The sequence below is a fragment of the Sporosarcina koreensis genome, assembly GCF_042655825.1.
GTDB lineage: Bacteria > Bacillota > Bacilli > Bacillales_A > Planococcaceae > Sporosarcina > Sporosarcina koreensis.
On sequence record NZ_JBHSNP010000011.1, the window covers coordinates 342,304 to 356,110 of the forward strand.

At 41.9% G+C, this 13,807-nt stretch carries 14 protein-coding genes and 1 riboswitch; of the genes, 12 read left to right on the forward strand and 2 right to left on the reverse strand.

The features are described from left to right. Positions 1-32: 32 nt before the first annotated feature. From ACFPTP_RS08320 to ACFPTP_RS08335, 4 genes are all read left to right on the forward strand, one after another. Complete coding sequence (locus tag ACFPTP_RS08320; RefSeq protein ID WP_381443562.1) at positions 33-557, forward strand: RNA polymerase sigma factor SigX; 525 nt, start codon at positions 33-35, stop codon at positions 555-557. A gap of 3 nt (positions 558-560) precedes the next feature. Then, complete coding sequence (locus tag ACFPTP_RS08325; protein ID WP_381443563.1) at positions 561-1,757, forward strand: hypothetical protein; 1,197 nt, start codon at positions 561-563, stop codon at positions 1,755-1,757. An 80-nt stretch (positions 1,758-1,837) separates the two neighbouring features. Then, positions 1,838-1,968: riboswitch (FMN riboswitch) on the forward strand. Positions 1,969-2,189: 221 nt separating this feature from the next. Then, on the forward strand, positions 2,190-2,771 hold the full coding sequence (locus ACFPTP_RS08330) for an ECF transporter S component (RefSeq protein WP_381443564.1): 582 nt from the start codon (positions 2,190-2,192) through the stop codon (positions 2,769-2,771). A gap of 572 nt (positions 2,772-3,343) precedes the next feature. After that, the gene (locus tag ACFPTP_RS08335) at positions 3,344-3,721 is read left to right on the forward strand and encodes an LptM family lipoprotein (protein ID WP_381443566.1); all 378 of its coding nucleotides are present in this window, start codon (positions 3,344-3,346) and stop codon (positions 3,719-3,721) included. A gap of 412 nt (positions 3,722-4,133) precedes the next feature. Here the strand turns inward: ACFPTP_RS08335 and ACFPTP_RS08340 are convergent, their stop codons facing one another. Then, positions 4,134-4,685 (reverse strand): hypothetical protein, encoded by a 552-nt coding sequence (locus ACFPTP_RS08340; RefSeq protein WP_381443567.1) that lies wholly within the window; start codon positions 4,683-4,685, stop codon positions 4,134-4,136. 447 nt (positions 4,686-5,132) lie between these two features. Further along, on the reverse strand, positions 5,133-5,390 hold the full coding sequence (locus ACFPTP_RS08345; protein ID WP_060207861.1) for a ferredoxin: 258 nt from the start codon (positions 5,388-5,390) through the stop codon (positions 5,133-5,135). 109 nt (positions 5,391-5,499) lie between these two features. Between ACFPTP_RS08345 and ACFPTP_RS08350 the strand changes: the two genes are divergently transcribed. The 8 genes from ACFPTP_RS08350 (at position 5,500) to ACFPTP_RS08385 (ending at position 13,799) form a co-directional block, all read left to right on the forward strand. Next, positions 5,500-6,537, forward strand: a complete 1,038-nt coding sequence (locus ACFPTP_RS08350; protein ID WP_381443568.1) for a YpbB family protein — start codon at positions 5,500-5,502, stop codon at positions 6,535-6,537. Continuing rightward, positions 6,534-7,973, forward strand: coding sequence for a RecQ family ATP-dependent DNA helicase (locus ACFPTP_RS08355; protein WP_381443569.1), 1,440 nt, complete (start codon positions 6,534-6,536; stop codon positions 7,971-7,973). Before ACFPTP_RS08350 ends, ACFPTP_RS08355 begins: the two co-directional genes overlap by 4 nt. A gap of 80 nt (positions 7,974-8,053) precedes the next feature. Continuing rightward, complete coding sequence (locus tag ACFPTP_RS08360; protein WP_381443570.1) at positions 8,054-8,770, forward strand: LysM peptidoglycan-binding domain-containing protein; 717 nt, start codon at positions 8,054-8,056, stop codon at positions 8,768-8,770. Positions 8,771-8,885: 115 nt separating this feature from the next. Continuing rightward, a complete protein-coding gene (locus ACFPTP_RS08365) occupies positions 8,886-9,659 on the forward strand; it encodes a metallophosphoesterase (protein WP_381443571.1) in 774 nt (257 codons plus the stop codon). Between the two features lie 215 nt (positions 9,660-9,874). Next, positions 9,875-10,849, forward strand: coding sequence for a YpdA family putative bacillithiol disulfide reductase (locus ACFPTP_RS08370; protein WP_381443572.1), 975 nt, complete (start codon positions 9,875-9,877; stop codon positions 10,847-10,849). Between the two features lie 41 nt (positions 10,850-10,890). Continuing rightward, positions 10,891-11,571 carry a glutamic-type intramembrane protease PrsW gene (gene prsW, locus ACFPTP_RS08375; RefSeq protein ID WP_381443573.1) on the forward strand — a complete coding sequence of 227 codons (681 nt, stop codon included), beginning with the start codon at positions 10,891-10,893 and terminating at the stop codon, positions 11,569-11,571. A gap of 90 nt (positions 11,572-11,661) precedes the next feature. Continuing rightward, positions 11,662-12,453: a spore cortex-lytic enzyme gene (gene sleB / locus ACFPTP_RS08380; RefSeq protein ID WP_381443574.1), complete on the forward strand. Its 792-nt coding sequence runs from the start codon at positions 11,662-11,664 to the stop codon at positions 12,451-12,453. A 59-nt stretch (positions 12,454-12,512) separates the two neighbouring features. Next, complete coding sequence (locus tag ACFPTP_RS08385) at positions 12,513-13,799, forward strand: PepSY1/2 domain-containing protein (RefSeq protein ID WP_381444217.1); 1,287 nt, start codon at positions 12,513-12,515, stop codon at positions 13,797-13,799. Positions 13,800-13,807: the final 8 nt, after the last annotated feature.

Sequence of the window (13,807 nt, forward strand, 5' to 3'; positions counted from 1 at the left end):
ATTACGACTAATGTAATGAACGGGGGGATTTCGTGGATGACTCCGTTTTCCACAGGCTATACGAGCAGTATCATCAGGATGTCTTCAATTTCCTTATCTATTTGACGGGAGATCGGCACACGTCTGAGGATCTGATGCATGAAGTGTACGTCAGGGTATTGAAGGCCTTTGCCGGTTTTGAAGGAAAGAGCTCGGAAAAGACCTGGCTCTTTTCCATCGCTAAAAATGTCGCGATTGACCACTTTAGAAAGAAAAATGTGCGGCAAAAACATCACTTCGATAAATTTGACTGGGAGCAGAGCGAATTGCCCTCAATAGATAGCACTCCTGAAGAAATTGCATCGTTGAATGAAGAGATGAGACAGTTGCTACGGGTTTTAGATACGTGTACTGGCGACCAAAAAATGGTGATTGTTTTACGATATTTCCAAGAACTCTCCATTGCAGAAACCGCCGATACCCTCGGTTGGACCGAGGGAAAAGTAAAAACGACGCAACACCGGGCAATCAAATCATTGCAAAAGAAATTGAATGCTCTTTCGGCAGAGGAGGGATAATGAATGACGAATAATCAATGGGATGACGACAAGCTAGAAAACCTTCTTCATTCAATGCCGAAAATCGAAGATAACCGTTCAAAGGAACAAATTCTGAAGCGTCTTAAGCAGGATCAACGCCTGAAAAAACCTCGCCGGATGAACCCGATGAAGTGGATGCCTGTCATTGTTGCAGCAGCTGCGTTGCTGCTCATCAGTTTACTTGTCCCCTCAATGCTCAACAACAAGGATGGAGCAATGGAGGATGCAGGGGCCCCTCGGTCACTTTCTATCGAAAGGTCTATGGACCCCTCATCTGAAAATGAAACAATGGAGGAAGCAGATACATTTGATACGTCTGAAGCGAAGGAATCTGCTGCAATGACTTTCGCGACTGTTGAAAGCCATGTAGTGCTCGCTGACGAGCTGCATGATATTCGAGCTTTCCAAATTGGATTAGTGGAATCAGCGAATGTCATTCCAATCACATTATTAATTCCTGAATCGACTATCCAGTCCGATTTTCCGGAAGGGAATCCGGGCGTTATTGATCTATATAATAAATATGCAGCCGTAATTCCGGAAGAAGAGTTTGGGTTCGATGACTACCATCCGTATAAAGGGACTTTGTCTGTGGAAAATGGCATTCTTCATCACCAGATTCCGGATGACCATGCGTATGACTTGTCGTCCGCTCCGAATGAAGTTTATCTTAAAACGATGCGTGACACTTTTTCCGAATTTGGCAAACTACAGCTCATAGACGAAAAAGGGAATCCAACTTCTTTTGAAAGTGTCGGAAAATCAGATCCAGTCGAATTGAAACAACCATTCCCTTATTACAAATATACAATGCCTTCCGGAAAGGTTTATTTAGCTCCTTACAATCCGCTGAATACAACAGATACGGTAGCTGAAGGGCTTGTCGAGATGAAAGAAGTGAATGGGAATATTGTTGAGTCTTTAATCCCCGGTAATGTGGACTATGATGTACAGGAAGAAGATAATATTGCCGTTATTACATTCAAAGAACAATTGGATGTCAACGCCTTTGATCAGAATACAATAAATCAGATGATTGAAGGATTCATGATGACTGCTAAAGGGTATGACAAACAAGTTCGTCTTGAAAACGTAGTTCAAGAGAGCTTCGGCAAGTATGATCTTACAAAAGCGTTGCCGATGCCGCTTGGCAGTAATCCAATATGGTTCACTCCATAATCACGTAAGAAGCATCTTGTAAACAGTTGAGTTTACAAGATGCTTCTTTTTAGGTACAATAGACTTGTAACATAATATTGATTCATCTTCGGGGCAGGGTGTAATTCCCGACCGGCGGTAATGGAAGTCCACTTCCTAGCCCGCGAGCTTAACAGCTGATCCCGGTGTGATTCCGGAGCCGACAGTATAGTCTGGATGGGAGAAGGTGAAGGTGCAGCCGTCTTTTTGTGATGTCCACAAAAAGGGTGCTTATTTAAGTATGGGTACGTATTTAGGGATAAATTCCTTTTAGCAAACCCTTATTTAATGATGCCTTTTAAACTCTCCCTGAAGCGAATTTGCTTTAGGGATTTTTTATTGGACAATTCATTAACAAAAAACGGTCAGATCTTTCCTCTTTTGAAGTGAATCGCAAAAGGAGAGAGGGTTAACATGAACAACAAGAAATTACGCAGGATGATTCTCATCGCAATACTGGGAAGCATTTCGACGGTATTGATGCAGTTGAATTTCCCGCTGCCGGCATTGCCTGCATTCCTCAAGATCGACTTCAGTGAAATTCCGGCTGTGTTAGCAATCATGACAATGGGACCGGTCGCAGGAATCGCCGTAGAACTGCTGAAAAACGTACTGCATTGGTTTTTATCGGGCAGCCCGACTGGCGTGCCGGTAGGAGAGATTGCAAACTTTGCAACGGGCATTCTATTCATCATGCCGATCTATTTCATTTTCAAGAAAGTGCAAAACACAAAAGGACTGACAGCTGGTATTATTGCCGGTACAGTTTCCATGGCAGTCGGAATGAGTGCATTGAATTACTTCGTATTCCTGCCGATGTATGTGTACTTCATGAATATGCCTGCCTACACTGGCGATGCAATGTTCAACGTGATTGTACTAGGAATTCTTCCGTTCAACTTGATAAAAGGCATCATGCTGATGGTCATTTCATTGCTGCTGTATAAGAGCATGAGCAAATGGATCGACCAACAAAACCGTCAGTTGACGATGTAATAAATATAAAATTCGCGAGTATGTGAACAGCTTATTGTTCGCATGCTCGTTTTTATATTTTAAATATGGTGAAACTAAAGTGTCTTATCATTCGTACATAATTTACGGAGGGTTATCAAGATGAAAAATAAAACATGGATTTTTTCCGGCTTTACACTGCTATTTATAACTTTGCTAATGGTCTATGATTTTTTTCCTGAGTTAAACGGATTTATTCGAATATCGAAGCCGATTTTCATTGGCCTCGTCTTACTTATTTTGTTTTCCGGATTCTTTTTAAATCGTAGCGATAAAGAGTCTTCTCCTAAATCAGATTTAATACGTCAAGTCATTCTAACATCGTATTTGTTAGTGTTAATCATCGTGTTTACACTGTTAGGAGGTATCTCTCAAGTAGGAATATCGCTGTCCAATCCCTTTCTTTGGATTGTTCTTATGATCTTTGTTTATGAACATATCAAGCAATATAAAAAAATGCGAACCGGCCAATCGACTTTGACCCCGTAAAATAATTTCACGAGAATGCATTTGCGTGCGTTCAGCAACACGAATTAGACGAGGGAGTGAAATAGGTGAAAAGGTTATTCTTAGTAATGTTTTTGGTTCTGACAACCTTGTCCTTGTCAGCTTGTACACAGAAAAATTTTAGCTTTGCCGAAGTGGATAACGTTCCGAAAAAAGTAAAGGAGGCAATAAATCCTGACGAGCGACTTCAAGTGATTAACAGAAGCGGCAAAATATATTACATTGTTTTTCAGTCTCAAGAAGACGTTAAAGCCAGTTTGGAAACTGTGGATACGACAGCACTTGTCAAGCTAGACGAAGTGGATGCGAAAGATAACGATGTAAGACAATATGTTTATTCATTAACAATGGATCAGGAACATGACACGATAGAGATTCAAGTTAATGATGAATCCATGGCTTATCCAGTGACTATTATTGACTAACGGGTGTTCTACAAACGGACGCTTTTTTTCGGTCTTGCTTTGAACTTTAGCAGAGGAAATGGTGAGGAAAATAGATGAGTAATAGTATTATTAGATTCATCTGCCCATTTTCCAAGAAAAAATTGTAACATTTCACCAAAATTAATCTTATGAGTTTTAAAGGAGGAAGAAATATTGCTATCATTTGTGTCTATGATCTTTTTTCTTGTCTACGTTATAGCCATCGTTTTCGTCGCTTACTTTTTAATCACAGTAATTTTATTTATGAAAAAGAAAAATCAAAATGATGAATTACTACTTCAAAAAATTGATGAGGTTTCACAAAGATTAGATGAATTAAAAAGGAAATAAAGGAAGTGACGAGGAAGAACAGATGAAGAAGTACATAAAAAAGACCAATAAGTGGTCTTTTTTAAAGGGGAAAATCTAAAGTTTTAAGTAATGGATCAATTTCTGTTTTAAACGTAAAAAAATAAGGCTTATTTTCATCGTCAAATAAGAGTAAATATGGAACTTCATCTTCTGGAAAAATAAAAATAACTTCAGCAATCACAGCATTTATCCATTTGTTTTCTAATCGAAGAGATGGCGTCAAGGGGATTTTTAGCATATAACCTTTGTCTGGAAACGGATTGAATTTTATAACCACATTATCAATTTCTTTAATTATTTTTTCAGCTTCTAATTGTGTCTTGGGATTTGTTGGGATTGTTATTATCTTATTTTTTTCAATATCAAGAAGTTCAATATTCGCGATGCCTTGGGAACTTACTTTAATTAGATCTGGTGGTTCGAGGCTATCTAAATGTTGTTCCAAATCCTTTATTCGTTCATGTATATTTTTATCACTATTGATTTGCGTGAAAGATAACTCCATCGATTTTGTAATTTTGGACTGACTGTAAACAAATAAGCTTAAAATGATTGAAAAACAAATAACATAATAAATACTTGTTCTTAACATATTCTAATCACCTCACCATATTATCTGTTTTTATGGGGGAGTTATGCGTAATATTAATATTAAGAATAAAGGGTCTATTTGGCATATTCATTTTTATTTAGAGAAACCTGTTGCTTGGAGTGGAGGCGCTCGACTCCTGCGAAAGCGTTGAGAGCAGGATGTGGCTGGCTTCCTTAATTTCTGCAAAGTGCACAGAAATACGGCAAATCGAACCCTTCACTGTTCGATTGGAAAGCGTCCGCCTGTAGCGGAAATCCGGTAATAGGAAAAAACCAAGAAGCTCAACGGATTTTAATCCGTGCAGCTTCTTGGTTTTTTTCGTGTTATCATCCAGCTACGGGTTGCAGCTACTCGGGTCATAAGTCAGCTTCGCTGCACGGCAAAGAGCGCCGTTTCGCGAATCTGTCTTATGCCTGTCGTAGCTAACCGCCACCCTCCGCTATTGTGTCAGTCTTCATATTTTAATGGATCGCCGTCGAACGGTGCGTCCGCGACTTTGATCGAATCCGTTGGACAGCCGTCAAATGCGTCTTCCATATCTTCCAATAGTTCTTCTGGAACTTCTGTAACACCCGTGTTATCATCAAGAATAACGTAGGCAATCCCCTCATCGTCATAATCATAGATGTCAGGTGCAGCAGCGCCACAAGCACCGCATGCAATACATGTGTCCTGGTCAACGATGGTATATTTTTTGCAAGTCATTGACGTTCTCTCCTCTTTTCTCCGCACTATCTATTTAGTTCCCTTACCATTCTAAAGCTGTTTTCATTAGTTTTCAACAATAAAACATTAAATTCAAGGGGGGCCATCCATGAATTTGTCTTCCATTCTATTATTTGTCACCAATCAAATGAACGGCCAGCGTACATTGAATGCCGGTCTCCATCTATTACGCGGGAAAAAATCGGGACAAACTTTAACAGATGTGGAATATTTTAATGTCAAACCTTTTTTCGGCATTCTTCCGAAATTGGAAGAGGCAACTTATGCCAAAGCTGCCGACAAGTTACTAGACTCGGGATTGATTATCCAAGACGAGAAATTCATTAAACTGACTGAAGAAGGGCATAAAAGAGTCGAAGAATTGCCTGAATTCCATTTCAAAGGATGGGACTATAGGGGGCGTGAGATGATATTCTTTGGCAGAATCGCTTTGCTCATCCAAGCGCTATCCTATCTACGTGAAGGCGAAACCTCCTTCACTCCTATTCAAAGAGATCGCGATATCCAGCTTTTCGTTAAGCGGCTACTCGTAGATCAACCTGTCAACAATCCTGCATTTGCCAAACGAATAGGGGAAGAGTTAAAGACGGCATTACTGAAAAGTGGAATGAGCGATGTTCAAAAATACATATTTGCATGCAGGTTATCTGGCAGAACTGAAACGGCAAAGACATGGGATCAACTAACTGCTGAAATTGGTGAAGACAGTGATGGACTTCGTCTATTGTTTATTGAAAGTTTACATAGACTTTTGCCTACTGTTGAAGATGCGGATGACTTCCCATTTCTAAAAAACATTGCATTCGATATTAAGGTAAGTTCCTATTTGACTGATTCAGCGTTACACACGAAAAGGCTTTTTGACAAAGGGCTTTCGCTGGAAGACATTGCCTCGATAAGAAAATTGAAAATGAGCACGATCGAAGACCATATCATTGAAATGGCAATGAATGATATACGCTTTCCGGTCACCCGGTTTGTATCAGAGGAACAGATCCGCAAGGTCGTTTCAAAATCGGAGGAAATGGGGACAAAGCGGCTGAAGCTATTGAAAAATGAATTTGAAGCACTGTCCTATTTCGAGCTGCGCCTCATTTTGACTGCAAGTAAGGAGGTGGATAAATGATGGACTTGAAAAAGATTTTGCAGGAACGTTTCGGGTATGCAAACTTTCGTTTAGGTCAGGAAGAAGTGATTCGGCATGTTTTAGACAATCGGGATACGGTTGCCATATTGCCGACAGGGATGGGGAAATCTCTTTGCTATCAGTTGCCAGGCTCTATTATGGAAGGCTCTGTCCTTATCGTTTCCCCGCTCGTTTCGTTAATGGAAGACCAGGCAATGCGAATGCGGCAGAATGGTGAAAAGCGGGTGATCGCCTTGAACTCGTTCTTGCCTTTTAACGAGCGGAAAAGAATCATCGGCCAACTTCAAAACTTTAAATTCATCTTCATTTCTCCGGAGATGCTTTCCCAGGAGGCATTCGCACGGAAATTGAACGGCCTCCTGATTTCGTTGGTCGTCGTGGATGAAGCACACTGTATTTCCCAATGGGGATTTGATTTTCGGCCGGATTATTTACGGATTGGTGAATTCCTGAAAAAAGGGAATCGTCCTCCCATATTGGCTCTGACCGCCACTGCGGATGAAAAAGTGCTCAATGATATACAACGATATCTCCGGATGGAGAAGCCGATTATACAGCGACATTCATTGGATCGGCCGAATATTTCTTATTCTATCCGTGAAGTGAACTCTGCTTTTGAAAAAACAGCATGGATTAAGGAACGGGTTGCAACAACGGTTGGCCCAGGTATCATTTACGCATCCTCAAGAAAAAGGGCGGATGAATTGGCCATGGAACTTCAGTTGGAAGGGGTAGCTGTCCAATCGTATCATGCGGGAAAAGATCAGGAAGACCGCTCCATTATCCAGGAACAGTTCCTAAATGGTGAACTTGAATGGATATGTGCAACGAATGCATTCGGAATGGGGGTTCATAAAGACGATATCCGGCAAGTGATCCATGATCACCTTCCTCCGACGATTGCCGCCTATATCCAGGAAGTTGGAAGGGCAGGCAGGGATGGGCGTCAGGCTGCAGCTACGCTTCTTTATGTGCCGGCAGATGAGCATACGACGAGTTTTATCATCCAATCGGATATGCCGAGTGAAGAAGAGATCCGCCATTACAATACAATGATTTCAGAAGGGCATCCATCTGAAAAAGCAGCTGAGCTTGCTAGTTTGACAGAGACGGGCAAGCGGGTAATTGATTACTATACAGAGCGTTATTCACTAAATGATATATTACTTCGGTTAAAAGGACTGGCCGATGAAAAGACCGAACAACTTCAACAGATGATGCACCTTATCAAAAGCGGGACGTGTATCCGTCAAAACGCCTTATCGTATTTTGGTGAATCTTGTCAGAGCAAGCCGGATGAATGCTGTTCGAATTGTGGTCTCGGTACGAGTGACTGGCTTCAGGAAAGTGAGAATAGGAAGAGTGCTAAAGAAAGAGTCAGTTGGGATGAAAGAATTACCATTTTACTTGGATAACAGGTCCGATGTACGTTTACTTTTACGACAATATTCGTCATAATATAAAGAAGAGCACCACTGAATAGGAGAATATGTCGATGAAAAATAATGATTACAAAGTTGAGTTTGAAGAACATCGCAGAGAGATCGGGTTTGATCGCAATGAGGAAGCGATCTTGCCGTCACGAGCTGAACGGCATGAGCGAAGACGCAAGCAGAAGAAAACTTCCCGCTATACGACGATCAACGTAATCCTGGGCATTTTTACATTCATTCCGATCTTAATATTTGTCTATGTCATTTATAATTTCTACTTTGGGTCAGATAGCAGTTCCGCTAAGGTCGATAATTCTGAGTTTCCTGTTGAGTATGGAACGAACACCTCACTTGGAAAAGGCGATAGTTCCGGTTCGGTTGTCATAGATTCCGAAAAAGAAGAAGAGGATGAGGAACAATCAAATGGGGATGCTGATAAGGGAATTGCCGCAGAGTCGCAAGCGGAATCCAAGAAACCTCCAGTAAACGTTAATCCTCCAACAGCCGAAAAGCAGGAATTGCAAAAAGAGACTGAGACTCCGAAAGAGACGGAAACCCCAAAGGTAGAAGAAAAACCGAAAGCGGAAGAAAAGCCGAAAACTGAAAACAAGACCGACGACACCTCGAAAACGAGAACGCATATTGTCGCTGCAAATGAAACGCTTTATCGGATTTCAATGAATTATTACGGCTCTGATGCCGGAATTGCTAAGATTAAAAAAGCAAACGGTCTTTCATCCAATGATATCATGGCGGGACAAAAGTTGATCATTCCGTAATTGACTCCAAAGGTATGGAAGAAAAGGCAAAGTCGGTTCTTTGCCTTTTTCTTTATCCAGCATAATTAGCTGTAAACTCCCACTAATTAAAGTTTCACATTATGGCAGGTGTAGAATGAAAATTGTTTTGAATAGTTTCGCGTGCATTTCAGGGTTATTCGTGGGCATCCTTGCATATATGTTTTTTTATGCAAACCGGAAAAATGTAATCCATCATTCGTTTTCCGTTCGAAAGGATACTTATGAAGGCAAGGAGCTGTCCGTTTTTTTTATTTCGGATATTCACCGAAGACGCATTGACGGACAATTATTGAAAAAGGTCAAGACGCTTGGATCGATTGACATCATCATTATAGGGGGAGACCTTGCCGAAGGCGGAGTCCCGCTTTCCACCATAGACCGGAATGTGGAAAGGCTCTCGCAGCTTGCCCCGATCTATTTCATTTGGGGAAACAATGACCGTGAAGTCGGTGAAGCGGAGATCCGGAATATTATCGAGAAGCATGGCGGTACAATGTTAGAGAATTCAGATGCCATGATCCAGAACCATCCGCTATGGGGGATTTGCGGGACTGATGATCCTTCCAGTGGAAAAGTGGATGTCGAAGCTGCTTTAAAAAACATTGGAAAGTACTCTCATGTGATCGTCGCTACCCATACTCCGTCATTATTCCGTAAAGTGGAAAAGATCTGCAGCCCAGAACTGATGGTTGCAGGTCATATGCACGGAGGACAGATTCGATTTGGCAGATTTGGTCTTCATCCGTTAGGGGAGTTCAAAGAAGCTGGTGGAAAAGCAAGATTGATCAGCAATGGTTATGGCACGTCCCTAGTTCCGTTACGATTTGGGGCGGCCCCCGAAAGTCATGTCATTACGATAAAATATTAATGTATATAAATTGGATTCCCTATTATATCCACTTTGTTTGTTGATTGAAGTGCAGAGCGGCGACTCCAGCGGGAACAGCGCGAGCTGAAGACCCCGCAGTCACGCAGTGACGAGGAGGCTGAAGCCGTGCCCGCGGAAAGCGTCCGCTCGGAACGGAAATAAACTCTAAGTAGAATATATGTGGTTTTTGTACGATTGTAAGGAGACTGATGAAATTGATTTACAAAGATGCAATTGTGATCGGTGGAGGACCATGTGGTCTCTCTGCCGCTATTGAATTGGAAAACATAGGCTTGGATGTATTGGTAATTGAAAAAGGAAATATTGTTAACTCGATTTACCGTTATCCGACTCACCAGACCTTTTTCAGTTCAAGCATAAAGCTTTCCATAGGAGACATCCCTTTCATTACAGCAAAGGAAAAGCCGAAAAGGAATGACGCACTCGTCTACTACAGGACCGTTGCTGAAATGAAAGGCCTTGCCATCAATAGCTTTGAGAAAGTCGAGTCGGTGAAAAAAGAAAATGGAGCCTTCACGGTGCAAACCGATCTAGCAAGTTACAAGGCGAAGTTTGTCATCGTCGCGACAGGCTATTATGATAATCCCAATTCTTTAGACGTCCCAGGGGCTTCATTGCCGAAAGTTCACCATTATTTCAAAGAAGCGCATCCATATTTCGGAAGGAAAGTCGTCGTTATTGGCGGTAAAAACTCTGCTGTGGATGCTGCGATCGAATTGGCGCGTGCTGGAGCTGCTGTGACAGTCATTTACAGAGGATCTGAATATTCACCAAGCGTTAAGCCTTGGATACTGCCCGGTTTTGACAGCTTAGTTCGAAGCGGTGAAATCGAAATGCATTTCAATTCGGTTGTCACCGATATTACACCTAGTTCCGTAACGTTTGAAAAAGACGGGGTCCACAGGACGATTGAAAATGATACTGTTTTTGCGATGGTCGGTTATCATCCTGACCATGAATTTCTAAAAGATATGGGGATTCGCGTCGACGAGGATAGCGGCCGGCCTTGCTTTGATGAAAACACGATGGAATCCAATGTGGAAGGTTTATATATAGCAGGAGTCATTGCCGCAGGCAATAATTCAAATGAAATTTTAATAGAGAATGGTCGTTGGCATGGAGGTTTGATTGCAGAACATATTCAAACTATTTCCAACGAACTTAAATGATGAAAGTGTGAAGGATGGCGGGGGAAGGGGGCAACACGGGTTTGATCATATTACTGACAGTAGCGATTGCGCCCGGGTTGGCGCTTTTCAGCTATTTCTATTTACGGAAACAGATAGCAAAAGAGCCTTCACGGACGTTGTTTCATACATTTATATATGGAGCAATGATGACCTTTCCGATCATGTTCATTCAACACGTCTTTGAAGAGGAGAACATTATCCCGAATGAATTTTTCCGCAATGCGATCTTCACAAGTTGGATCGAAGAGTTTTTCAAATGGCTCATATTGTTGATTGCCATCTTCAAACACGTTGAATTCGAAGATGCATATGATGGCATCCTTTATGGGGCGAGTGTGTCACTTGGATTCGCGACAGTGGAAAACATCCTTTATTTATTCATTTTCGGAATGGACACCGCATTCATTAGAGCCCTTCTCCCCGTCTCGAGCCATGCATTATTCGGCGTCGTAATGGGGTATTACTTGGGGAGGGCGAAGTTTACGACAGTCTCAAACCGTAAAGGTACGCTATTCTTCGCCTTCTTCGCGCCATTTATCCTCCATCTTATCTACAATGGAATCTTAGGGGTGAATGACCTTTCATTATATTTGATTATTCCATTCATGCTTTATCTTTGGTGGTTCGGATTGACGCGTGTGAAATTTGCCCATACATTTGCGATGCAGCAATTCAGAAGTAGAGCCCAAGAGAAAATTTAGATGATGATCTGGCCAAAGAAGCCAGATCTTTTTTTATGCGGTCAAGTTAATAAAAAGAATTTGTTTGGACAAACTGAAAGAAAGGAGGGTATGAATTTGAAGAAATTATTGATACGTATAATGGCTGTTGCATTATTGCTTGGAACGGCATATGCAACTTCCCCTATTGAAATCGATGCGTTCAGCTCACGCGATATTGCAAGAGGGGCGACGGGAGATGATGTAATCGAACTTCAAGCAAGACTCCAATACATCGGTTTCTACAAAGGGAAAATCGATGGTAAATTCGGGTACGGAACCTATTGGGCTTTGCGGAACTTCCAAGACAAATACGGGTTGCCGATTGATGGAATTGCCGGCTCCCAAACGAAAAAGAAGTTAACAGCAGCTTCGAAGTACGATGAAAAATTTGTTATGGATAATTTGAGGAACGGGAATCAGTTCACCTATTATGGAGGCACCCCTCTAGCTGCCCAGGTGAAAAAAGGTGGAGGCGGAAAAGAGCATATGCATCTGCCGTCAAAATATTCGGAGCAGGATTTGAAGCTCATGGCAAATGCCGTCTATGGGGAGGCAAGGGGAGAACCTTATGAGGGACAAGTTGCAGTCGCTGCTGTTATTTTAAATCGGGTGGAACACCCTGATTTCCCTAATACGGTAAGCGGCGTCATCTTCCAACCATTAGCTTTCACCGCGGTAGCTGACGGACAGATTTGGCTGGAGCCGAATGAACGGGCGAAGGAAGCCGTTCTTGATGCATTGAATGGTTGGGATCCTTCCGAAAACGCCATTTATTATTTCAATCCGATAACCGCTACAAGTAAATGGATCTGGTCGAGACCGCAAATTAAGAAAATCGGCTTGCATATCTTTTGCCGTTAATGGCTTAGTGAAAGGTGGATTGCAAATGGCTCTCATAGGAAGGGCTATTTACATTGACTATGAAAAAATTGATTTTTGTGCTTGCCTATGCATTAGTCGTAGTTTCAGTTTTCGCTTTTACGAAGACTACTGAAAGTAATAAACTGGCGATTTTATTAAGTAACCAATATGCCCAGCAAATGGCGGAAGCCTCGGATAAAATGGATGAGCTTGATTCGGCAGTAAAACAAACGCTCCTCTTCAACCAATCTGAAGGCTCGAAAAAAGCAAGAGAAGATATTTGGAGACTTTCCTCGGATATACGGCGCTCAGTTGCTTCATTGCCATTAGATTCGGCTTTTTCGACATCATGGATGAACTACTTAGGAAGAATCGGCAATTATGCAAAAGAGGCCGATCGATTAGGCGATCCTAGTGAATATCATAAAGTGATGGCGCAGGCTTCGAAAAACTTAGGCGCCATGCATGATGATTGGAGAGTTGCGACAGCGGGGCTCATCGATGGACAATATTCTATGGATGAATGGACGAATAGGCTGAATGCTTCGAATCCCAATTATGATTGGTCCAATATGGGAACGAGCATTAAGCAATACACAGAAGCTGACTTTCCTTTGACTGCCAGCGAGTCGGATGCGATGAAAAAGAGGGAATTGAGAGATATTGACGAGGCGAAAGTGACGAAAGCCGAAGCTGTGGAACGTTTCAAGACATTATTTCCGCAAGTTTCGAATGATGTCGTCGGCGTTGAAATGAGCAAACCAGGCTCTCCATATCCGTTTTATCATATCCGTTTTGCTGATAGAGAGTCTATCGGTTATATTGATATAACCGAAAAAGGAGGACATGTCCTTTCCTATCTTTCAGAAAGACCATTTGGCAAGTCGTCCGTTCCATTTGAAGATTTGAAGAGGACTGCTGAAGAATTTCTTAAGGCAGCAGGATATAAAGACCTTGTCTATGAAGAATCAAGGGAAAATAATACTGCGTGGCATTTCGTATTCGTCAGGGAAGAACCATTCTATGGCGCAAAAGTTTTCTCAGATGTGATCCATTTGAAACTTGCCAAAGATAATGGTGATATCATCGGCTTGAATGCAGCGGAATATATTCAGAAAGAGAAGCTCCATCGACAGTCGATCAAGAAAATGGATTGGAAAGCATTCTTCCATACAGACGTACAAGTTGTGGAAGATGAACTTGCTTATGTCGAGAATGAAAGAATGGAACAAAGACTGGCGCATTATTTAAAGGTGACACGGGATGAACATGGCCATACAGGAACGTATAATGTACTTGTCGACACCGAAACAGGAGAAGTCATTAAAACAGAAAGGCTTGAATGACGGACTGT